Annotated in this window: 29 protein-coding genes; all 29 read right to left on the bottom strand. The window is 45.8% G+C overall.

Annotation, left to right across the window (positions count from 1 at the left end; genetic code table 11):
* Positions 1–343: 343 nt before the first annotated feature.
* Positions 344–1,081 (bottom strand): HNH endonuclease, encoded by a 738-nt coding sequence (locus NFR55_RS08280; RefSeq protein WP_251548191.1) that lies wholly within the window; start codon positions 1,079–1,081, stop codon positions 344–346.
* A gap of 42 nt (positions 1,082–1,123) precedes the next feature.
* Positions 1,124–2,182, bottom strand: a complete 1,059-nt coding sequence (locus NFR55_RS08275) for a TIR domain-containing protein (protein ID WP_251548189.1) — start codon at positions 2,180–2,182, stop codon at positions 1,124–1,126.
* A 123-nt stretch (positions 2,183–2,305) separates the two neighbouring features.
* Positions 2,306–3,922, bottom strand: a complete 1,617-nt coding sequence (locus tag NFR55_RS08270; RefSeq protein ID WP_251548187.1) for a recombinase family protein — start codon at positions 3,920–3,922, stop codon at positions 2,306–2,308.
* On the bottom strand, positions 3,915–5,405 hold the full coding sequence (locus tag NFR55_RS08265) for a recombinase family protein (RefSeq protein ID WP_251548185.1): 1,491 nt from the start codon (positions 5,403–5,405) through the stop codon (positions 3,915–3,917). Before NFR55_RS08265 ends, NFR55_RS08270 begins: the two co-directional genes overlap by 8 nt.
* A gap of 144 nt (positions 5,406–5,549) precedes the next feature.
* A complete protein-coding gene (locus NFR55_RS10550) occupies positions 5,550–5,681 on the bottom strand; it encodes a hypothetical protein (protein WP_275556921.1) in 132 nt (43 codons plus the stop codon).
* Positions 5,668–5,967 carry a phage holin family protein gene (locus tag NFR55_RS08260; RefSeq protein WP_251548183.1) on the bottom strand — a complete coding sequence of 100 codons (300 nt, stop codon included), beginning with the start codon at positions 5,965–5,967 and terminating at the stop codon, positions 5,668–5,670. Before NFR55_RS08260 ends, NFR55_RS10550 begins: the two co-directional genes overlap by 14 nt.
* A gap of 12 nt (positions 5,968–5,979) precedes the next feature.
* Entirely contained in the window at positions 5,980–6,276 is a 297-nt protein-coding gene (locus NFR55_RS08255) for a hypothetical protein (protein WP_251548181.1), read from the bottom strand.
* Between the two features lie 9 nt (positions 6,277–6,285).
* Positions 6,286–6,618: a hyaluronate lyase N-terminal domain-containing protein gene (locus NFR55_RS08250; protein WP_251548179.1), complete on the bottom strand. Its 333-nt coding sequence runs from the start codon at positions 6,616–6,618 to the stop codon at positions 6,286–6,288.
* A 12-nt stretch (positions 6,619–6,630) separates the two neighbouring features.
* The gene (locus tag NFR55_RS08245; protein WP_251548177.1) at positions 6,631–7,686 is read right to left on the bottom strand and encodes a hyaluronate lyase N-terminal domain-containing protein; all 1,056 of its coding nucleotides are present in this window, start codon (positions 7,684–7,686) and stop codon (positions 6,631–6,633) included.
* Positions 7,676–8,026, bottom strand: coding sequence for a hypothetical protein (locus NFR55_RS08240; RefSeq protein ID WP_251548176.1), 351 nt, complete (start codon positions 8,024–8,026; stop codon positions 7,676–7,678). The genes NFR55_RS08245 and NFR55_RS08240 overlap by 11 nt, the downstream gene beginning before the upstream one ends.
* Complete coding sequence (locus NFR55_RS08235) at positions 8,023–8,358, bottom strand: hypothetical protein (RefSeq protein ID WP_251548174.1); 336 nt, start codon at positions 8,356–8,358, stop codon at positions 8,023–8,025. Before NFR55_RS08235 ends, NFR55_RS08240 begins: the two co-directional genes overlap by 4 nt.
* Before the next feature lie 11 nt (positions 8,359–8,369).
* A complete protein-coding gene (locus NFR55_RS08230) occupies positions 8,370–9,713 on the bottom strand; it encodes a hypothetical protein (protein ID WP_251548172.1) in 1,344 nt (447 codons plus the stop codon).
* Positions 9,714–9,723: 10 nt separating this feature from the next.
* Positions 9,724–11,499, bottom strand: a complete 1,776-nt coding sequence (locus NFR55_RS08225; protein ID WP_251548170.1) for a hypothetical protein — start codon at positions 11,497–11,499, stop codon at positions 9,724–9,726.
* A gap of 3 nt (positions 11,500–11,502) precedes the next feature.
* Positions 11,503–11,859: a DUF6711 family protein gene (locus tag NFR55_RS08220; protein ID WP_251548168.1), complete on the bottom strand. Its 357-nt coding sequence runs from the start codon at positions 11,857–11,859 to the stop codon at positions 11,503–11,505.
* A 1-nt stretch (position 11,860) separates the two neighbouring features.
* Positions 11,861–14,551, bottom strand: a complete 2,691-nt coding sequence (locus NFR55_RS08215) for a phage tail tape measure protein (RefSeq protein ID WP_251548166.1) — start codon at positions 14,549–14,551, stop codon at positions 11,861–11,863.
* Between the two features lie 12 nt (positions 14,552–14,563).
* Positions 14,564–14,833: a hypothetical protein gene (locus NFR55_RS08210; RefSeq protein ID WP_251548164.1), complete on the bottom strand. Its 270-nt coding sequence runs from the start codon at positions 14,831–14,833 to the stop codon at positions 14,564–14,566.
* A 44-nt stretch (positions 14,834–14,877) separates the two neighbouring features.
* On the bottom strand, positions 14,878–15,189 hold the full coding sequence (locus NFR55_RS08205) for a hypothetical protein (RefSeq protein WP_251548162.1): 312 nt from the start codon (positions 15,187–15,189) through the stop codon (positions 14,878–14,880).
* 11 nt (positions 15,190–15,200) lie between these two features.
* Entirely contained in the window at positions 15,201–15,602 is a 402-nt protein-coding gene (locus NFR55_RS08200; protein ID WP_251548160.1) for a phage tail tube protein, read from the bottom strand.
* 9 nt (positions 15,603–15,611) lie between these two features.
* Positions 15,612–16,022 (bottom strand): tail completion protein gp17, encoded by a 411-nt coding sequence (gp17, locus tag NFR55_RS10600; RefSeq protein WP_420851545.1) that lies wholly within the window; start codon positions 16,020–16,022, stop codon positions 15,612–15,614.
* Entirely contained in the window at positions 16,019–16,318 is a 300-nt protein-coding gene (locus NFR55_RS08195) for an HK97-gp10 family putative phage morphogenesis protein (protein ID WP_251548158.1), read from the bottom strand. The genes gp17 and NFR55_RS08195 overlap by 4 nt, the downstream gene beginning before the upstream one ends.
* Positions 16,290–16,739: a phage head closure protein gene (locus NFR55_RS08190; RefSeq protein WP_251548156.1), complete on the bottom strand. Its 450-nt coding sequence runs from the start codon at positions 16,737–16,739 to the stop codon at positions 16,290–16,292. Before NFR55_RS08190 ends, NFR55_RS08195 begins: the two co-directional genes overlap by 29 nt.
* Positions 16,739–17,029 carry a head-tail connector protein gene (locus NFR55_RS08185; protein ID WP_251548154.1) on the bottom strand — a complete coding sequence of 97 codons (291 nt, stop codon included), beginning with the start codon at positions 17,027–17,029 and terminating at the stop codon, positions 16,739–16,741. Before NFR55_RS08185 ends, NFR55_RS08190 begins: the two co-directional genes overlap by 1 nt.
* A gap of 21 nt (positions 17,030–17,050) precedes the next feature.
* Positions 17,051–18,340, bottom strand: a complete 1,290-nt coding sequence (locus NFR55_RS08180; RefSeq protein WP_251548152.1) for a phage major capsid protein — start codon at positions 18,338–18,340, stop codon at positions 17,051–17,053.
* Between the two features lie 18 nt (positions 18,341–18,358).
* Positions 18,359–18,988 carry an HK97 family phage prohead protease gene (locus NFR55_RS08175; RefSeq protein ID WP_251548149.1) on the bottom strand — a complete coding sequence of 210 codons (630 nt, stop codon included), beginning with the start codon at positions 18,986–18,988 and terminating at the stop codon, positions 18,359–18,361.
* A complete protein-coding gene (locus tag NFR55_RS08170) occupies positions 18,924–20,225 on the bottom strand; it encodes a phage portal protein (RefSeq protein ID WP_251548147.1) in 1,302 nt (433 codons plus the stop codon). Before NFR55_RS08170 ends, NFR55_RS08175 begins: the two co-directional genes overlap by 65 nt.
* A gap of 58 nt (positions 20,226–20,283) precedes the next feature.
* Positions 20,284–20,535 carry a DUF7678 domain-containing protein gene (locus NFR55_RS08165; RefSeq protein WP_251548145.1) on the bottom strand — a complete coding sequence of 84 codons (252 nt, stop codon included), beginning with the start codon at positions 20,533–20,535 and terminating at the stop codon, positions 20,284–20,286.
* A 162-nt stretch (positions 20,536–20,697) separates the two neighbouring features.
* Entirely contained in the window at positions 20,698–21,102 is a 405-nt protein-coding gene (locus NFR55_RS08160; RefSeq protein ID WP_251548143.1) for a recombinase family protein, read from the bottom strand.
* A gap of 15 nt (positions 21,103–21,117) precedes the next feature.
* On the bottom strand, positions 21,118–21,606 hold the full coding sequence (locus NFR55_RS08155; RefSeq protein ID WP_251548141.1) for a hypothetical protein: 489 nt from the start codon (positions 21,604–21,606) through the stop codon (positions 21,118–21,120).
* Between the two features lie 85 nt (positions 21,607–21,691).
* Complete coding sequence (locus NFR55_RS08150) at positions 21,692–21,961, bottom strand: DUF6809 family protein (RefSeq protein WP_251548139.1); 270 nt, start codon at positions 21,959–21,961, stop codon at positions 21,692–21,694.
* Positions 21,962–22,013: the final 52 nt, after the last annotated feature.

Below are 22,013 nucleotides of genomic sequence, written 5' to 3'. Positions count from 1 at the left end.
GTGTGTATAGGCAAATAAGGGCGAAACGCGCAACCCGACCGATTGAAAATCTGTCGGGTTTTGGTTTGCCTTTGGCGCGATAGCCTAACACGCCCCTTTCTCACGTCAAGCGGCTTTCGCGGCATAAACCGTCCGCTTTGCTTACTTTGTATGAACTCACGCCAAAACCGTTTTCGTGCCGTACAGCGTATTTTACGGCATTATATGCGATATATTTCCACGAGCAAAAGAGCATAGAAAAAACCTAAACCGAGATGTTCGATTTAGGTTTCACTTGGCACAAGACTACGAAAGGTATATATATCGCTCAAAAATCATAGTGTGCCACTACGAAAAGTCTTAACTACTCAATCTTTGCAGGCTTATCAATTATCGCCATTTTCGGCCCCGGCTTATTATTTATTTTAAGCACATAATTATCGCCTATTTTTATTAGTGGGCCCTCTAACTTTGCATATTCTGGCGGCATAATTATTGCTTCTCTATACCACCATTTTGTTGCTTGCAAACGATCTGCATATAAATTGCATTGACCTTTTAGTGCTGAAATTATTGTTTGAATAGCCAAATAACACTTATCGAAATTATCAAAATTCCAATACAAATCACTTATGATTTTTTCGCAATTACCTAATCGAACAGTAGCTGACACATTAAATCCAACAGCTATTTGATATTCATTATTCTTTAACAAATAAATGCCAATCCCTGCTTTCTGCCACAATGCATCTATATCTTTATCTACTGTATGTCCCTTTGCTATATTTAAATCGGAAGAGATAATATGCAAATTATCCAAGCAACAATTATACTTTTCGTCGTTGTTTAAATGGTCCACAACAAAGCCATTATTCGTTAATTCTTGCAACCTTTCCGCACCGACTTTAAACTCAACAACTAATCTATGTAAATATTTTTTCAGCTTGGCGCAATAAAGATAACCATTATTATCACTCCACATATTTTCTTTTACGACAGTGACTATTTCTGGGATATTATCTATTTGAGCGATGCTATTCCATCCTTCTTTATAAAATGAAACGGTATCGCCGTGTTCGTCAAACCTTATTATGTTTTTCATCAGTGATTCCTCAAAGCCATAGCGCACAACCACAAAAGTCTTTTATATTTTATTCATATCCACATCATATCCAGCACTGCGCAATTCTTTTGCGAGCTCATATTTCCATGCCCCCGCCTCATCGTAATTGACATAAACAACACCAGAAATATCATTGGGCTTTTCAACTTCTTCTTTCACTAAAGCACAAACATGACTTCTTCCTAACTTACCTATTAAAAATCCGTGTTCGAAAACAACGTTTTGTCTGGCACGCCCCATTTTGTCGCATTCATGATTTTTTTTATATCCTACATCACAAGGAGTATATAAAACGATACCAAAACCAACATTGGAATACGCTTCAATCTTTTCAATTATAGTCATTCCTTGACTCGGTTGTTCATGTAGAATAATTGGTTTAATACCAAACCGCTCGACAAATCGTGCAACCTCTTGTTTTAATTCATTATCTCTGCCATGAACAATAAATACCTGCGTATAATCCATTTTTTTATTCTTCCCCAAATTTTTATTATTCTCTAAAATGATTTGCTTTGCTTTTGCAATCATAGAAGACGTTACATCTTTAGTGTATTTGTTATATTCTACAATATCGCTTGCCGAGACAAACATCAAAATACCTTGAGGCATTGTTTCATTTTCATGTGCAGCTAATTTGTCAGCGGATTTTTCAGTTATTCCTATTTTCAGTCTACTAATTTTATCTTTACGCAACACAAATCCATTAACATAAAATTCCTGTTCCGATAAATATGGTATAAGGATTCTTTCGAAAACTTCATTGCTATCATTTATGTCAACTTCCGTTACCTTTTCATTTTTATTTGTAATTATAAGAACTTGATAAAACCCTTCATTGTTGTTCTTTGTTTTATTATTTTCTTTCATCTCAAAATAATATCTACCATCAGGCGTTAAAAGTGCAGATGCCGATAATGTAGTACAATACTCCTTTACCAAGCCTTTTCTCGACAATGATTTAACCGCCATGCAAATATCCGCAAGGCTTTCATCTTCAAATCTTATACCTGTATATTTACCTTCTTTATGATTCTCAATAAGATACCGAAGGATTTTCTCTTCTAAAGGATTTATCATTGTTTGTCCAAAATATTTTTATTTTATAGATATTATAACACTTCGCACAAGTTTTTTCAACCATTCTATAACCCAAATAAAAAAAGCCGACCACGGATTTTACTCCGCAGTCAGCGCTTTTCCTTAATGGCGTACTATCGTCACGCTTTCCGTCACTCCTACCTTGAGATGGAAGTCTAATGTATAATTATTTCTGACCACTACCGTGTCTACTATGTTTTTGAATATCTCTCCGTCGAACTTGTTTGCGATGTCCATGCTCTCTATTAGTTCGATTATCTCATCCACTCGTTTTCTTGTCATTTTTGCTGCGTGCGACTTTTGCTCAAGTCCTTCTCGTATCCGAGTCAGCTCGTTTATTCTTATTTCAATTTCTCCGCCACGCTTGTTGTATTCTGCGTCTGTCAGCTCGCCTGCTCGCTTTGCTCTTACGACGGCAAGCATCTCTTCTTGACATTGCTCTATGACTCCCAGAGTTGCGTCAAGCTCCTCGGCAACCGAGTCGTCGAGTGATGTTATTATATTCTCTCGTAAGACCGTTTTAACCGCTTGAAAATCGCCCACAAGGGTTTTTATCATTTCAAGGAACGCTCCCTCTATCTCACTCTCTTTCAAGTAGGTTTGACTGCACTTTTCGCTCCCTTCAAGTTTATGCGTTGCACACACCCATGTCGGCGCATATTCCCCTCTTATGTATTGTGCGTGTCGGCGATAAAATGTACCGCAGACACCGCATACTATCTTTTTGCTGAATGGATATTTGCTACTGTATCGCCCTTGATTGCTCTCCGAATGTCCTCTGATATCTCCGCGTCTCTGCATTTCAGCTTGCACCATATCGAACTCTTCTTTGCTGACGATTGCAGGGTGACTGTTTTCAATGTAGTATCGTTCTACTTGCCCCTCGTTCTTATAGCGCTTTTTGCTTAATACATCGGGTTTGAACGTCTTTCCGCATATTAAGCCACCGTAGTATTTTTCGTTTCGCAGTATGCTTAATATAACCGATGGATACCATTTCGGCTTATTCGATGGCGACGGTATCCCTTCTTCCGTCAAGTGCTTTGCTATGGTTGCTGACGAATAACCGTATAAGTATTCTCTATAAATTCTTTGCACGGTTACCGCTTGTTCAGGGACTATAACAAAGTTATGTTCTTTGTCCCGTGTGTAGCCGAGGAATCGTTTGTAGTTTACTTGTATGTCGCCGTTTTGGAATTTCTTTTGATATGCCCATTTGATGTTTGTCGATATTGTTCTCGACTCTTGCTCTGCCATAGCCGCAAGTATCGTTATTAAAACTTCGCCGCCGGGCGACAGCGTATCAATGTTTTCGTTTTCAAAGTACACGCTGATTCCGAGTTCCTTGAGTTCCCGTATCGAGTTTAATGCATCAACGGTGTTTCGTGCAAACCTCGCTATCGACTTGACTAAAATTTTATTGATCAACCCTTTTCGGCAGTCTTCCATCATACGCTGAAAATCTGCTCTTTTATCGGCTCTCGTTCCCGTTATACCTTCGTCGGCATAAACATCTACGAATTGCCACCCTTCGTGATTTTTAATGTATTTCGTATAGTGTGCGACCTGCCTTTCGTAACTGTCTTCTTGCTCATCCTTCTTTGTGCTGACACGAGCATAAGCGGCGACCTTTATTAAAAGTAACAGATTAGCCGCAGTTGTCCGTATAAACGATGCAGGTATCGTTCGTACTACCCTTTGTTTTTGCGTTTCAGCCATTTGCGAGTTCCCTCCTTGCTTTTTGTTTTAGTTTCCAATCTTTGATATTGCCGGGCTGTCCGTTAGTGTAGGTTCGTGATATCTGCACTCCGTTATAAAATTCAAAGGTCACCACCCACCTATGGATGATGACCTTTCGGACAAACCTATGCAGTTTTTCTTCATCGAATGTTTCTATTGCTTTGAAATCGGTTGCTTGCAAGTGACAGTATCGGATATCTTGCAGTTTTTGTTGCGTCGCACGGATTTCGCTCAATAGTGCTTGCCTTTCATTTTCGTATTGCCTTTGATTTATAAGCCCACGAATCGACAGCATCGTCAGTTCGTTTTCTTCTTTATAAAGGTTATCGAGGGTTGCTTGCAATCGCCCCTCTTCGCCTTCGTTGGTTTTGTATCCGCCTTTTATAAATTCGTTGTAGCACTCTACAAATAAGTCGTTAATGACAGACTCTTTAATCCCCGAATTTCCGCAGACCTTGACACCGTGTGTTATCGAATTATGGCATTTCCAAAAATTTGCCTGCCATATCAAACCGCTGTTATTAACCTTATGCGTATATTTATGTCCGCACTCGCCACATATAATCATTCCCGTAAACGGATATAACTTTGTGACCTGCCCTTGTAATTTTTTGTTCGTCCGTGCATCCATTATCGTCTGCACTTTCTCCCACAGTTCTCTGTCCACTATCGGCTCATGGCTGTTTTCTACATAGTAGCAGTCTTTCTCGCCTCGGTTGGTTTTCTTCATCCCGTTTTCAAGAAAGGTTTTTTGCAACAGCATATCGCCCTTGTACTTTTCATTTCGTAACATGGCGCGAATTTGGTTATCTGCCCATTTACCTCCTAAAGCCGCAGGGATACCTCGTTCATTTAGCCAAGCCGCTATTTCCCTTGAACTGCTCTTGCCCGTAGCATATCTCTCAAAAATTTCTTTAACCACTTTTGCCTCTTCGGGATTAATGGTTGTAATCGTAGCCTTTGCCACCTCGTAACCGTATAACCGTGGTCCGATAATGCATTCGCCTCTTTGGAATCTATCTTGTATTGACCACGATACGTTGTCGCTGTATCTTACAAGATCGTCTTCGGCTACTGCTGCGGCTATCGTAAGGAATATTTCGCTGTCGGGATTAAGCGTATTGATGTTTTCTTTCTCAAAAATAACCGCTATGCCGATTTCTCGCAGTTCCCTTACTATCGTCAGCATTTCCTCCGTATTACGGGCAAATCGCTGAACCGACTTTGTGAATACCACATCCACTTCGCCTTTCTTGCAAGCATCCATAAGTGCCATGAATTGTGGTCTTCGATTTGCAAATTTACCGCTGATACCCTTATCCGCAAATAATCCGACATATTCATAGGTTTCATCATTCGACAGTCGTTCGTTCCAATATCTGCTTTGGAACTCATAACTATGCGCCTGCATTTTACCATTCGTCGAAACTCGTGCATAAGCAGCGGCTTTTTTCTTGTCCATTTTTACCTCCTTTTTAGACTTTTAATTTTCTTGATTTACCCTTATGAGAGGACTTGATTTGCGTAAAAAAATTTGTCCCACCCATTGCGGGCAGGACAAACAATACCGTGCTCATTTCAAATAGTCCAGCGAAACGCTCCGAAATCAGCAATTAAAACTTGATTTGTTTTTTTCTATAATTTTATCTTTTTCTTCGGTGGAAATAAGGTTTTTTACCCAAAGTTGCATCACAATCGCATTGGCGATTTCGCACTTGAGTTTATTACTTCTCTCCATCGCCACCATCCTTTTTGCCGAGTTGCTTTATAATCTGGTTTGTACCTGTTGCAGTCAGACCGCTTGCTCCGCCTATGACTATTGCCACCACGACGTTGCTTGCAGGAATTATGCTCGGCAAGGCAAAGAAACAAACCACTCCGCATATCACGCCGATTGCCGTTGCGATCAGCGGAATAAATCGTTTGAACTTCTCGTTCTCGCCCACGCACTTTTTGATTATTTCAATTAATGCGTACACAACCGTGACAATGGCAGGTACGCTGATGAGTTCCAAATATTCCATTTCTGCCCTCCGTTACTTTTTGGAATTTTGTTCGAGGAGATAATCGTACATCTCCTGTTTCGATTCGCTGTAGCATTCCATCGCTTCGTGCATTTCGCCGTTAGTCTTCCCGTCCCTTATGGCGATTGCGTTGGCGTAGGTAAGTTTGCCCACGGCGTCGATGCTTTTGAGAATAAGGATGTTTTCCTTTGCTTTCGCCGCATCCCTTTCCTCGTCCTTTTTTGTTTTCTTTTTGAAAAACCGCTGCAAGAAAAAAAGCACCATCCCGCTGATGATGCTTGATGCAACGCTTATAATGATTGCTACCATTTTTCTCTCCTATTTCATTCGAACCCAATATTTGAATTCGGTTTTCTGCGTTCCTACCGCCTGTTGCCATTCTCCGCCGAGTGTTTCCGCCGGGTTGATTTCCCCGACCGTAATCCGCACGGTGTTAATCGGGAAGAACGCATCAAGGATTTGTTCTTTGGTCATCCCCACTATAAAATACGGCATAGCCGACCACTCGGTTTTCCCGTCCCCGATTTTAATTCTACCCGTGTCTTCTTCGACTCCGAATTCCCCACGGAGCAGTACGGGGTTGGCTGTATGCCAATTCCCCGAACTATCCGTGCGAAGACAGAGCTTTGAATTTATTTCTCTCTCTGCCATAGCCACCGTCCTTTAAGCGTTGCCGCCGTTAATCACATAGGCGTCCGTTGCAAGCAGAACATCTTCTCCGCCCGACAAGTCCTTTGCGGTCTTCTTCTCGAAGTTTTTCTCGAAGTTCGCATTGTCCCTTTCCTCGGTGTAATAGAGGTTACTGCCCTCTCCGATGTCCGTGGTCGAAAGCACGACGTCGCCTTGCTTGCCGTTTACAGAGAACACCGTGCATTCGGGCGATTTGAGTTCAAGCCAATTCGCCAAGTTGTCCGCAGGCGATTGCTTTAAGATGAACGAGCGGTTGAGGTCGGTGCGGATTGCCACGTCGCCTTTCTCGGCGGTAAGTGCAAGCATCTCGGTTTCGTCAGCCACAACGTGCGTATCCGTGATTGCAATTTTCGGCAACAGCGTTTCGCTGATTTTTCCGTCTGCACTAATCTCTACAAGATTGCCCTCCGCCGTACCGACGTTCCTTGCCGCCGCCGTGCCTGCATCGGTAATCTTGGCAAGCGTTAATTCGGGGATATCTTCGGGTGTAAGCAGTTCGGTCTTCGTGATGAGTCCCTTTTCGTTTACCGTTACTTTCGTGAAAGTTCCCTCGGTCGCACCCGTGTTCTTCAGCACCACCGTGATGGTTGCGTCTTCGCTGCCGTCAAAGGTAGTCGCACCCGTTGCATCGCCCGTCAGCGAGATTGCTCTTGCCGTTTTAAGTTTCTGCGCTACTTGTGCTTCAGCCACAACCTCGACTTCGTCTGCACTGACGAGCTTCTTCCACACAGCGGACGAATCGCTCGTAGCAATAAGGATGAACACCGCCTTGTCGGACTGGTTAACCCAAAGTTCGCCTACATCGTGGTCGGTGTCTGCAGTTGTAGGATTCGTGTTTGCAACGATGAGGTCATCGCTGACATACTTGAGTCCCGTCCATGCACTGATTCCGTCGCCGATCTTGAGTTTGCGTGTATCAATCTCGATGCCGATTTCGCCTTTCAATAAGACGGGGTTGGCGGCTTTCCAATTCGCCGCCGTGTCGTTACGCAGTTGGATTTTACTCTCCAATACTCTTTCATTTGCCATTGTTTGCTGTTCCTCCATTAATAATTTTTATTTGATGCCAATCTGCTCCGATGCAGATATAACTCCCTGTTGCTTCGTCCCAACGGTATGATTCGTTATCGTGTATATCGATATAAACTACCGCCGGGTTGCCTTGATTCGGAAAGGCGTATTTGCTTGGATACTGCTGTGGTTTGAGTTTTACTTCAATGGTTCGGGATTTGTTTCTTACCACTGTTTCCGTTGCGTCGTTTTCTATCCCTTGATATTTCTGCGAGATAGACCTTAACGCCTCCACCGACACACATCCGTCGCATCCGCCGCCGTGTCCGTGTCCATGTCTGTCATTGCAATCGTTCACTTTGCTACCACCTCCAATTCTTGATTAACAAGCGTATATATTTCCTCGCCCAACGACTCGACGTCTATCGTCAGTTGCATCTGATAAAGTAAGCAGGGCAATCTTGCCGTTTCCTCTGCTGTCAAATGAATTACGAATGTGTTGCCCCATTCTTTATCGAAGTCTTTCAGATATTCCTTGACGATCACGGGTTTTCGGTTCTTTCTGCCTATCGAAAAAATCACTTTGTCCCTTTCGGTTATCTTATAGCGTTCGTCATCGTTCAACGGGATTTTGACATTCAAAAAGGCGAAGCCACGAGCCTCGCCTTTTACTATGATTTGTCTTTCCATTACCGCCTCCGTTATCTCAATACTTGGAAATTGTAAAGCGGCATCATCTCAATGTAACCCCCTGCTTGGTCAGACCACTCGACGGTCAAGTAACCGTTTCGTTTGCAGGATATTTTAATCGTCAATTTATTCGGTGTTTCGTAATCGAATAAACCGCATTCGGAAACAAATGGCGACTCGCTTGATAGCTCTTTTTCTCCCATATAGCCATAGTCGTATTCGTCTTGTAACTGATACCATCCCGAACCGTCAAACACCCAACCGTAGAGAATATTGCCCGTATTAAAAAAGTAACTCTCGCTCGTATAATCCATATTGACTTTGAGCGACATCGCCGTTGCTCTGATTGTATCGCCGACTTTCAAACCGTCAACGGGAACTTCGACACTCTTCATACTCATATCCCCGTAAACGTATGCGGCATCGACATCCAAGTATTGCCATGTTTTATCAGGCTTTGAATTACTATCGACATCGTAAACCTTACCAAGTTCGATTACCCTTTTAATAGCAGGACATGAATGCCCGTTTATACTTAAATAACCGTTTCCGCTAACTCTTCCATCTTCTATATCGGCACTACCTTCCACATAGAATGTTCCGCCACCTTCATAATTCGCATTGCCATTATAATTTGTTGTAAAACATAGAATATACAAATTCATGACGCTATCGGCAGCATAGCAGTAACCGGGAATACAAACACGCAACGTGGTATCTTCGCCTTCTCCAATTGCTATCCCTTCCCCAACGGCGTTTGATAATTCTACAGCATAACGGTAACCGCCTTTAATTTTGAATCCGAGATCATAATCGTAATGATTAGCATTACCGTTAAACACAACGGTGGCAGTTCCGCCGCCACCGCTTGGTATTGTCGGCTTATCAGTTAAATCGTTATAGCTTCCGCTCGTAGCGACCTTATGCAGTCCTGTTACTTTGCTTGCCGACACCGAGTTTATCTTTTCATCGGTTACCGCCTTTGCGTTAATCTTTGCGGTTGTTACGGCGTTCGATGCTATCTTCGCCGAAGTTACTGCATTGCTTGCAATCTTGGCGGACGTTACCGCCGAGCTGTCAATGTCTGCCGTGCCTACCGTTCCCTTGAACGCCAATGCTTTAAGGTCAGCAAACCACTTTCTTACTTTACCGAAAAATCCTTTCACTGTTTCCTTGTCCCCCACATTCTCACGGGTTGCACTTTGCTTGCTGTTTACTTCCGCATCCTGCACTTGCTCCGTGGTTATTTTCTTTTCTTGCAGATACCGTTCGTTCTCGGCAAGGGTATTGAATATTTCGGGGACGACTTGGTCTTCCTTTTTATAATCGTTTTTAGGCTCTTTCCAATTAGCCATAGTTGCCTCCCTATTTCTTTCTGCCACGGGTTTCTTGTTTCAGTCCCCCGTCGTAGGTGAATTTGTTGTACTCGCACAAAAGCCTTTCTTTGTCCCCAAAGCGGTCAATGCAGTCGTAGGCGAGTCCTACTTCGAGTTCGGGGTTTCCTCGCCACACGACCGTTATACTGCCCTCTCCCGCTTTCATACGATTAAGGAGCAGAGTTGCCATGTACTCCGCTTGCTCATAGCTTTGTACAAGTTCGCTCGTAGGGTGCGAATATTCTACGATCCCATAAAGCAGGATGCTTTCTTCATCCCTTACCGTTACCGTTCGGGTATTGATTTCAATGGCGTTTCCCGTAATCGTAATGACTGCAGTCTGTGCCGTACCCGTGTTGTTCTTTACGACGCAAGTGCAGGAATTGACTCCGCTTTCATACGAAATAATCCGCACCGATGCATTGTTGCTTGTCGCATTCGGATACGCCACCTCCGACGTATAGTCGATTGTCAGCGTCTTCGTTTCGTTCGGCTCAAGCCGTATCTCTGGCTCGGCTACTTCGATCATGTCATCCTTTATGCTAATCTCGCAGTAGTCCACCGACACGCTGTTAGAAAAGTCCGTCAGCGTGATGTTTGATTTATAAGAGAACATATTGCCGGGATTGATTTCCGTTGGATTGTATTCGGGAGTATCTTCTTCGCACTTGATAACGATTCTGTTTTCCCTATCCACGAATACCTTGCATAGCCCCGCATTTGCGATTTCTTGCAAAGCATCCCACCCCGTGGTCTTCGGCAACAACGCCGTATCTACCACAAAATCTTTCAACCTTTCCGTGATTACGAACTCCGCCGAACTCAACCCCATCTTCGTCAGCACGTCTTCGGCAATCTCGTACAGCGACACGTTTTCAATGAGCGGAAAGCCGACGTATGTTTTAATCTGCAATCGCATCATGCGGTCGGTTGCAGTGCATTTTACCCATTGGCTGTCCTGCGGTATGTCCCATTCATCAGAGTAAAAAACGCCGAGCGGTTTATATTTGATCTCGCCGTTTTGCTCTATCCCTATAAAGGGGTACAGCTTACGGTCAAGGAGCATAAGCGTCCGCAAGTATCCTTTGTCGAATTTGCGGTCTTCGTTATAAATGCTTACGGTCATCGAGTCCGAATTGATGTTGTAGTTTCCCTCGCTCGAACACAGCTCTTCTCCGACTTCGAAGGACAAAAGCGAGTCGCCCTCGTAGGTTTCATATACACGTTCGAAGCACCGCAGAATTTTAGCCACGGCGTTCGGATGACTCCATTTTTCTATGGTCAGCCTTACCGCCGTGATGTCTTCAACTTTCGGCACTACGACTATTTCCACCTCGGTGTTGTCTTTGACGGTATCGGTTTTCACTATTGTCCCGTTTCGTTTATACTGTAGCGTAAAGTCCACGGGGTATTGGTTGAGCTTCTTGTCGCCGATGATTCGCCAATAAATTATGGGACGCATCATAAACGTCAATTCTATATACGGCTTGCTTGCATATACACCGTTGCCGTCCGCTCCCGTGTTACTCCACCATCCGACGATCAAGTCATCGCCCATCATTTGAAAAGTCCCGTCCATCGTAGAGTTTCCGTCCATCGTGCAAGCCTTGATAGTCGGCTCGCTCGGCAGACGGAATACTTCGTTCGGATGGCTGATTTGCGAATTACCGCTTACCGCCACTTTTATATCACGGCTCAACTCTTCGTCCGCATAGACGATTTCCACTTTGCCGTAAACCTTACGGGGATTATCCGAATATTTCATAGGCTACCTCTCCGTAAAACTGACCGACACGCTTTTCCACATAATCTTGCCTTTTGCCCAATCATAGTGCGGTTGGTAGGTCAGCCCCTCCGACCGTCCCGTCATTGTTACAAGACTGCCCGTGGCGTTATCGTGATAGGTTATCTCGGCGAACTTATCTCCGCCGATAGCTTTCGTCAGCGTGGTCATATCTTCTTTTGAAAGATACTCCCAACTCACGTCCACTTTTCGTTTCGTGCCGATTATGTCCACGACCATCGTTCCGTCAACGGTGCGTTCGGCTTTGTCGAGTATCTCTGGCGACACGGTCAATTCGGTAGGCGCTTTTATTTTCTTTCCGTTTACTTTGAAAAAGTCCATATCACACCTCCTGCAAATTTACGCCGTTTCGCCTATACTCTCTCGACAGCTTCGGCATCATAAGCCTTGCGAAAGTCTGTCCGTCTACTTGCAAGACGAGTTCTTTTTCCTCCGCTCCACCCATTCCGTTCATCGCTGCCATTCCTTGCAACAATCCGTTTAAGAGGTCGCCGTTCGGACTTGAGCCCGTTCCAACCATTGCCCTGTTCGGCGAAGTTGTCAAGCCGAGCGTGTTCGCCACTTCAATTGCCGCTCTCTGCATCATAGGAATGTTGGCGTACATATCGTTTGCCATCATGTCCATTAGATTCGGTATCCACTCGTCTGCGGTATGACCGGGACCTTTCTTTGTAGGCGATCCGAAACCGAGAAAGTCTTTGATTGATTTGCCGACAGACTTCACGCCGTCAACCACCCAATTCCAACCCTTCTTTATTCCGTCGCCGATATTCGATATAAGGTTCTTGCCCCAACTGAACCCGTCCGAGAAGAGGTTTTTGAAGAAATCTCCGACCTTCCCGAACAGCCCCGTGATGCCGTCCCAAATATTTCCGCACATCGATTTGATTCCGCTCCAAATATTCGAGAAAAAGCCGCTTACGCCGTCCCATACCTTTTTGAAGATATTGCCGATAGTTTCGCCGCAGTTCCCGAAGAAAGACACAATATTCTCTCCGAAGCCTTTGATAAACTCCCAGATGCCGAGGAATAAGTTTTTGATTCCCGACCAAATATTGCTTGCGAAACTCTGCATATATTCCCATGCAGACGACCAGTCGCCACGCAACACCGCACACACCACTTTGATGATGTCAAGGATTGCGCTGACCACGTCGATTATCGCTTCAAGAAACGGGCCGAGTGCTTCGATGATTGCTCCGAGTACGCTCGACACCACGCCCCAAAGCGTCATGACAAGTCCGCCTATTAAATCGAAGACGGGTTTCAGCGTTTCGTACAGTTCAACCAATGTATCCCACAGCGAGGCGAACAAGGCTTTGAGTTTTTCCCATATCGGTCTTACGTAAGAAAAGAATTTGTTTAAGGCGTCGCCTATGATGCTGAATGCCGATTTTACGCAAGTCCAAATATTCGTGAATATGGTCTTGACCGTATTCCAAATCTTTGCACCGTTGGTTTCCCAAAATTTGCGGATTGCCGTTACGACGTCGATTACCACGTCTTTTACAAAATTCCAAACCTTTTCCGCATACGGCTTTATCTTGCCGAATATCGTCTTCACGGTCTTCCATATCGCTTTGAGTGCGGACACCACTCTGTTTATGAGTTTCTGTCCGTTCTTCGCCCACCATTGCTTGATTGCCTCGACTGCACCGAGTATCTTTGCCTTTATCTTTTCCCATATCTTGGTTACGGCGTTTCGGAAGTCCTCGTTGTTCTTCCACAAATAAGTAACGACTCCGACCACCGCTGCGATTGCCGCTATGATCAAGCCGACTTTGCTGAACAGCAATTTTCCGACTTTGAGTATTGTACCGATGCTACCGATGAGTTTGCCGACAACTAATAAAAGCGGCCCGATTGCCGCCGCCAATAACGCTATGGTTACGATGTTCTTTTTCGTTCCCATCGACAGCCCCATCAGCTTCGCCGTCAAAGGCGAAATATACTTTTGGATGAACTGTCTTATAATAGGAATTAACACGTCGCCGAACGATATGGCGATTTCTTCAAGCTCGGATTTTAATATCTTGACTTGACCTTGCAAAGTGTTGAGCTGCGTTGCCGCCATCTCGGATGCTTTGTTTGTTCCCGTGATTGACGCAGTCATATCTCTGACCGCATCTCCGCCCGCCGACATTAAGGCAAGCATACCGGGGCCTGCCCTTGCTCCGAACACTTTCATTGCTTGGGCGGTGTCCATACCCGCTCCGCCGAGCCTGTCTATAATTGTGGCAAGGTCATTCGTTGCAGGATTCACGTCGTCAAAAGTCAACCCCAATTCCTCGAACACTCCGAGTGCCGCAGCCGACGGATTCATCAGCGATACAAGCGATTGACGGAGTGCCGTTCCTGCGGTCGAGCCGTCATAGCCTGCATTGTACAGCACGGACAATGCACCCGTAACTTCTTCGATTTCATAGCCGAGGCTGTTTGCCACAGGCCCGACATAACCCATTGAGTTCGAGAGTTTATCCATACTCGCCATTGAGTTGCCGATTGCGGCGGCGAATACGTTTGTTACCCTTTCCGCTTGGTTCGCTTCCAAGCCGAACTGATTCAACGTAGATATTACCGTATCGGTAGTGAATGCGAGGTCGCTCTGCGTTGCCGATGCAAGGTTCAAGGTTGCCTCTATGGAGTCTGCCATTTGGTCTACCTTGTAACCTGCCGATGCCATGTAGTATAAAGCATCCGCCGCATCCGATGCGGAGAACACCGTTTTACTGCCCATATCTCTGGCGATCGCTGTCATTCTTGCAAGCTCTTCGCCCGTTGCCCCTGCGACCGATGCCGCATTTGCCATACTCTGCTCGAACCCTTGCGACACGTTGACTGCCGCCGTTCCGAGTGCTACGAGCGGTGCGGTTATGCTTGCCGTGAGCTTTGTTCCTGCTTTTGTGAAAGACGCCGACACCTTTTGTATTTTCTTTTGTGCGGTTTGTAGTCCTTTCGACAGCGAGGATATATCCGCCGCAATCTTCACGACAAGGTTTCTAATTACAGCCATATCTCGCCCCCTTTATTTGATTGTTACGCCTTTTGCCGCCGCCATTGCTTTTAAGATCGCATCGCTTTTACTGCTTGCTTTTTTGCTCGGTTTCTTCCTCGCCTCTTTCAGCAGTTTTTCAAACCGTGGCAACTTTCTTTGCCGTGCAAGAGCTTCGGTGTGCCATGCAAGACACAGCAAGTTCTCAAACTCGGTCTGCTCGGCATTCCGTTTCTGCTTGGCTATGAGCGTGAGTTCATACGGCGTATAATCGCCGACCTTTAACGGATCGACGCCCCACATTACCACCGCTTGTTCGGACAATGCGAATAAATCAAAAACGGCGGTTACTTTTCCCCCGGCGTTTGCTCCGTATTCTCTCCGCCGAATGCTGCGGTCAATGCCTCGCCGAGTTTCTCCGCCACTTCGTTGAGGTTGGAATATTCGTCGATTAAGTCGCCGACCTTTTGTATTGTCAGCGTTTTGTCTTCGTGATAAAGACCGCCGTACACGATGGCAAGTAAGTCTTTAATGCCCAACTTATTAAGGTCGAGCGAAAGAATGGATTTGCCCGTTAAATCTTCGATTTTGGCAAGTGCATTCATACCGTATCGCAAGGTTCTCGGTTTATCCAAATTGATAGTGATTCCGTTCTTCATAGTTCCTCCGTTTATTCCGCCGTTTCAAAGGTCAGCGCACCCGTTCCCGTGAATTCGATGCTGATAGACACAACGTCGTCAACGGGATCTTCAATGGAAAGGCTGTTTATATAAGCCTCGCCCTGATAGTAGTTCGTTCCGTCAACGTAAAGTTTTACCGTTACCGTCGTACCGTTGAGAAATGCATCTTGCAATGCTTTCTGCCCCTCGGTATCCACGGGTACTTCGTAGTCGCCCTCGCTCGATGCCGACCACTCTTTGAGTCCCGTGATATAGTTCTTCCAATCGTCGCCGAGTGCAGTTGTTTCCAAAGTATCAAGCGAAAGTTCGAGCGACCAATTCTTGATGCCTACCACTTTCTTGCTTGCAGATGCTCCGACGACCACTTTGCCGTTCTTTCCTGCTACAGCCATATTTGCCTCCTATTTTTCGTTAAAATGAAATTCAAATTCGATGCTCGACATATACTCGTTCGTATCGAATTTAAGTGCCGTATTCCCGTTATACTCATAGTCCGATTTGATGAATACGGCTTGTATATTTAGCCCGCACATATCTCCGCTATAATCTTGAAATACACACTTGACTTTACGGGATAGTTCCCGTGCTTTTTTGTATGTCGTATCGTGGCATACAAGCTGCATCGTTTGCCGTACAAAGCCTGTATCCCCTTGCAAAGCCGAGTCATAATTCGCCAATACGGGAGTGTAAACAATAGCGGGCAACGGTGCGTCTTCGGGCAAGACTATGGGATATATACGGCCGCATACATATCGGGAGATGTTCAAATCCGAACACAACTTCTCATACACGGCTTGGCATATATCTTTCATATTTTCCTCCCGACCGCTCTCGATATCTCCGACACGATTGCGGCATTGATTTGATTTTGGTTATCATCCACGGCATTCCGCAAAAACGGATTCGCAGGTCTGCCCCTTGCTCCGAGTTCGACGTGCGTTCCGTATTTGAGCGACTTGTCATAATCAACTTGCACGGTCGCTTTCGTTGCCGTTGCCTTGCCTTCGGTCAGATGCAGACTTTGCTTTAATGCTCCCGTATCCACGGGGCAATTCCGCTTGGCGTCTTCAAGTGCGATTTTACCGCCCGCCTTTGCTCCCGCCATCATCACGCTTGCCGCCGCATCCTCCATTGCTTTTAGGTCTTTGACAAGCACACTCGCCCCCTCGACCGTTGTTTTGACTTTCCTTTGCTTTGCACTGTAACCCATCGCTTACCAACTCCTTCGCATTCAGTATCGTGGCGGTATGGGCAGTTTCATTGTCGAGTTCGCCTACGATCTCGTACAACTTATTCCCGTATCGGATACGGTGCAAGACCGTCAGCCAATGACAATACCGCATGGTGATTCGCACCACTTTCTCGGCTGTCACTTGCTGTGCGAACATCTGCTCCGTTCCGCTTATAGGGACGATTGCCGCCCATACCTTTGCCACGCTTTTCCACTTGCCCGTTTCTCCGCCGTATTCATCTCGGTCTTTGAAAAACTGCAAAATTTCCACCCGGCGGTTAAGTCTGCCAATATCCATCAGAACGCCTCCCGTCTATACGCAAACAGCATTCGGCGGACAAGATCGAGCGTTTCCTTGATGTCCACGCCCGACTTGTCTTTCGCCACTTGCCGTTCTTCATATAAGGTTGCCGTAACGATGAGCATTGCCTGATGCACGGGTTCGGGGATTTCCTCGAACTCCGAGAGCTGCCGTCGCAACACTTCTTCGGTCAAGCCTTTCGCCGTAATGATGAGCGAGGAAATGAGCGCATCTTCGTCATCCCCGTCCAAGCGGAGAAAGTCTTTTGTTTCCTGTAACGTCAACACGCTCGATCACCCCCTTTTGTTTTACGAACCTCTCTTTGCGAGAGTAACGAACGGCGACACGCTCGAACTGCCCTTGTAAGGAGTGAGCGGTTTGTTCCAGATAGGTTTGCCGTCCACACGGTAGATAAAGCGGAACACCGACTCATCGTACAAAAAGCGGACGTGGATGGAACTTGCCGCTTTTACTCCGCCCTTGTCAATGAGCAAGTATTGTCCGATATCTGCGAGAACGATGTCCCCGATATCGCCTGCGGCACTGCACTGTTCCAAAGGAATAACGGGACGACCGAACAGCGTTCCGTAAGGTTTTTCCGAAAGTCCGCCCGCCGGGATGTACACGGGTTTATCGCCGAGTTTCAAAGTGTAAAGGTACGGCTCAAGTTCCTGATTAATGTACCAAACAGCATTTGCTCTCGACCTTGCCCAAAGGCGATTCCACATCTTGATGAGGTTTTCGACCGTGATGATATCGGTCTGGTCTTTTTCCTTTTCGACCTTAACGATCGCACCGCTTTTAAGGATGCCGAGAGGTTCGCCCTCGCCGCTTCCGTCAAGAATTGCATCGTCGATTTTGAACCCGAACTCTTCCGCAAACGCCTGACGGATGACCGCCTCCAATGCCGCAGCATCCTGCAACAGTTCATCCGTCGCATAGCATAAGCCCGTGAGTTTCTTGAGCGAAAGTTCCAACTGACGAAACTTCGGCTTGCTGCCCGTAAGTTCGTCCGCCTCGCCTTCCCAATAGGTTTGAACTCCGCCCCATCTCGAACCGTTGGCACGGCTGTCTTCGTCCACGGCGTTTATCTTCATGCCGTTGGCATTGGTGCTGATAGGGATTTTCTTCGCACGGCTTGCAAGAATTCCCGTTTCATAGGTGCGTTTTAACAGTTCGGTTACGAAGTCCTGCTGTACGAGGAACCCGCCGTCCGAGGGAGTGCTTTCGTTGAGTCCGCTTGCCGCCCTCGTAGTCAGTCTTTCATCCACCTTTCCGCCGGGAGCCGCCGCCCTGTATGCCGCAAGCAACTGTTCGCCAAAGGTGGCGAATCTCTTCTCTTCGCCTTTATTCGGCATAGGCTTGACTTCGGGTTTCTCGGTTACCGACCTGTCTTCGGGTTCGATTGCAAGCATCTTTTCCGCACGGCTGATGCTCTCGTCCCACGAACGGATTTCCGACTCATATCCGTCGATTTCCTTTTGTTCGTCTTCGGTGAGGAACCTGTCCTCTGCTTCCGCTTTATTGAGAACCGCCATTGCTTTGAGTCTGGCGTCTTCTCTTTTTGCTTTCATTTCAAGCACTTTCTTCATAGTCATATCCTTGATATCCTCCGATTAATAATTTTTGAATTTGGTCTGCAAGCCTTTGAGTTTCGCTTGCTGTTTTGCTTTCTCGGCGGTTTTTTCTTCCGCCTCCGCCTTGCTCCGCTGTTCAGCCTTGTAGCCGTTGTATTCTTCCATCGCTCTCACACCAACGTCCGTGGCGGTATATGCGGGGAACGTTACGGGACTCACGTCGAACAGTTGAACCTTACGGATTTCTCTCGTATCCATTCCGTTTTCTGTCGACCATTTGTCTTCTTCGACTATGAAACCTATGGACATCTGCGTGATATCTCCGCGTCTAATACTTGCCTGCAAATCCCTTGCCCAACTTGTATCGGGCGGTGTTATCCGCACACGCAAGCCGACTTCGTCTTCCACGAGTTCGAGCGTTCCTGCACGGTTACGCCCAAGCACATAGTTCGGATCGTGGTTGAACAATGCACGGATATCGTCTTTACCGATGCTTTCGTTGAATGCACCTTTGCGGACGATTTCCTTAAACGGAAAGATTCCGCCGAGCGTTTCCGACCATGAGTCGAACACCGCTGCGTGTCCTTCGATTACCGAACCGCCGTCACTGTCCGCTATTCGCAGTTCCGCCATCGGGAGCATTCGCAATTCCTTTTTGCCCTTCTCCATCGCTACCTCCTTCTTTGTTTTCTTTGCTTACCGCTGTCATGTTTCCGTTCACAAGGTAAGCGTCGCCGCCTTGTTCTTTCGGTATCGGCGGTAGGTCTTCCAAGTGTCGGATGTCGTTTGCCGACAGCCAACCGTTTTGCCGACCTATTGCGTAGCCTTCCATTCTCGACTTGTAATCGCCACGCATCAACCCGTCCACGTTGAATCTGCTGAAATACAAAAGCCGTTCTTTCTCATCCAAGAGTGAACGGCTTATCGCTTGCTCCCACCTGACTAACCACGGGCGGATTGTGTGCTGTACGAATTCGATCGATTGGTGTTCTATGTTGCTGAACGTCGCTCTTTCCAAGTCGCCGACAAGGTGCGGCGGAACACGGAATATTCGGCAGATTTCGTTGACTTGATACTTTCGGGTTTCAAGGAATTGTGCATCTTCGGGTGCAATGCCGATTGTGTGATATTTCATCCCCTCTTCAAGCACCGCCACCTTATGGCTGTTTCTCGTACCCTGATATACCTTGTTCCAACTTTCCCTTAACTTTTCGGGATCTTTCAGTATGCCGGGGTGTTCCAACACACCGCCCGGTCTTGCTCCGTTGCCGAAAAACTTTGCACCGTACTCTTCCGTGGCAAGCGACAGCCCGACAGCTTCCCTTGCTTGAGATATCGGACTCAAACCCGTTACCCCGTCAAGCGACAAACCTTTTATGTGAAAGATTTGTTCGGGTTTGTACTCGTAGGTTTGATTGGTGATATCGTCCGAATAGGTGTATTTTATCCTGCCCGTTTGCGTATCTCGTTCTACCGTCATGAGCTGCGGCTTTAAGTACCACAGTTCGGTTACGTGTCCATTTTTGCGGATTTTCCTCGCATAAGCGTTGCCCCATAAAAGGAGCGATGTCATCATCATTTCCCGAAACTCGAAACTCGTCATTTCGTCGTTGGGCATTTCGTAAAGGCAAGAAAAAAGCGGATGTTGCTCCGCCATTTCACTCTTACCGCCTTTGCCCTTTTTGAACAGATGCAACGGCAGACTTGCTACCGTTTCGGCAAGGATTTTCACACACGCATATACCGCCGAGGTCTGCAAGGCACGGAGTTCATCCACTTGCACTCCGCTGTTGCTGTTGCCGATAAAGTCCATGTCTACACCGCGTATAAAATCTTGCATTTCCTTGCTCGGCTTATTGCGTCTTTCACGCTTTGGTGCATCCCTACTGCGTCCGAATATTCCCATTCATACCTCCGTTTTGAAATAATAAAACCGCCCTTGCGGACGGTTTGTGTTGTTTGTTTTATTTGCAGTTTTCAGGGTTCTTAAAGTATTTGATTAATTCCTTGACCATCGCTTTCCCCTCGACGGTCTTTGCCCTTAAGTCCCAACCCCTGTCGTAGTTAGCTATGCCGTCTATCCATAATTTGCTTACGTTGCCACCGTTAATTCCGAACTCGCTCGGCTCTTCGTACACTTTTGCGTTGAATTTTATGCCGTCTATCGTGCCTATTTTCCATTGTCCGTCCGTTCTCGTTACTTTAATCGTTGCCATTTTTTCGCTCCTTTCGGACCTTTTGCCCTTTCCTTTTTGTAACACAACAATACCGTAAACAACCGAAAGAGCCCAGTGAAATCGTGCAGAAACACACAACTTTTTTCGAGAAAATCAAACTTTTTTTGAAACGAAAAACCGCCCTTTGGGACGGTTATATCATTATTTTCTTATCCGTTTCAATTCGTTTTCCATCGACAAGTATAGCTCCATCATAAAACTCGACCATCGGCTACTCAACGTGTCCATTCCCTCGGCAATGGAATACACGCCGATGCCTTTCTCTTTGAGTTTTTGGATCATTTCTATTTTCTGTGCTGTTAAGCATCCGAACTGTCTAAACCCTTTGATTATTATGTAATCGAATTTATGAGTTTCAGCATCCTTTATCATTCGGTTGTATTCAGGTAGATTTTCGGCTCTTTCATACTTGCTGACATCGATATAGAATTCGACGATCTCGCAATTGTTTTTGCTTTTTATTAATTCGTTAAAATATTGTTTTTGGCACTCAATAACGAGTGCGTCTTCTTTTCTTATTCGTATATAAACTGCTATTTTAACCATATTTGCTCTTTCCTATTATTGGCTTATGTCAAAATCTTCAAGGCTCTCGTACCGCTGTAAGACTATGAGATTTTCCTTTTTAATGTCTGCATCTGCAAACTCTTTAGTCTTATATGCACCAAAGTACGATACGCCATTTACATTTTTTCGATAGGCTATCATTACTGGATAGCCTTGCTTTGCATACTTTTTATACTGCTTTTCATCGTCCATTAATTCGATGAGTCTGCCAATCAGCATTTCCACATCGGGTTCAAGATTTTTGTATTGCTCTTCGAGCGGATATTTTTTGTAATACATTTTAACGATTTCTTCGAGCTTCGCTTCGTTCTCTTTCCGTCCGCTGATATCATAAAAATCTATGTCCGCAGGGCCGCCGTTCCCGCTGTCGTTGTACCATGCGATTTTCTTTTCGTTGAGATAAAGATTGCCTTGATTGCCTTGCCAATCTCTGCCCTCAAAACTGCGTCTGCCCTTGAGCTTTAACCCAAATATACTTGCCATTTTCTTGCCTCCGTTTTTTCTTTTACAATACCGTAAATTGCCAAAAGAGCCCAGTGAAAGTGCGTCCCGAAAGGCAATTATTTTATTAATCTTCGGGACTGAATTTTGCGGTTTCCAAACCGATTAATAAACCGATTTTGAATCCTCTGCTATAAACGCCCTTTCGTTTCACTCCTTCTTGTATTGCTTGTTCTTCCAAGAACTTTTCGAACATATCCATTTGTTCGTCTGTCAGCATACTTTTGAATTTTTCGTATGCTATATACTCTTTGTCCTTCGATAAATCTTTCGGTTTGCGTACTCTATTCCGCTCGTCGATTTCGCCGTCAAAGAGCCAATCGATTATACTTTCCATTTGTGCCTCCTTCTTTGTCGTAACCCAAACAATACCGTAATGGTTTCAACAA

The sequence above is a fragment of the Pumilibacter intestinalis genome (assembly GCF_943193005.1).
GTDB classification, from domain to species: domain Bacteria; phylum Bacillota; class Clostridia; order Christensenellales; family Pumilibacteraceae; genus Pumilibacter; species Pumilibacter intestinalis.
This window is presented reverse-complemented; position numbering and strand designations above follow the sequence as displayed.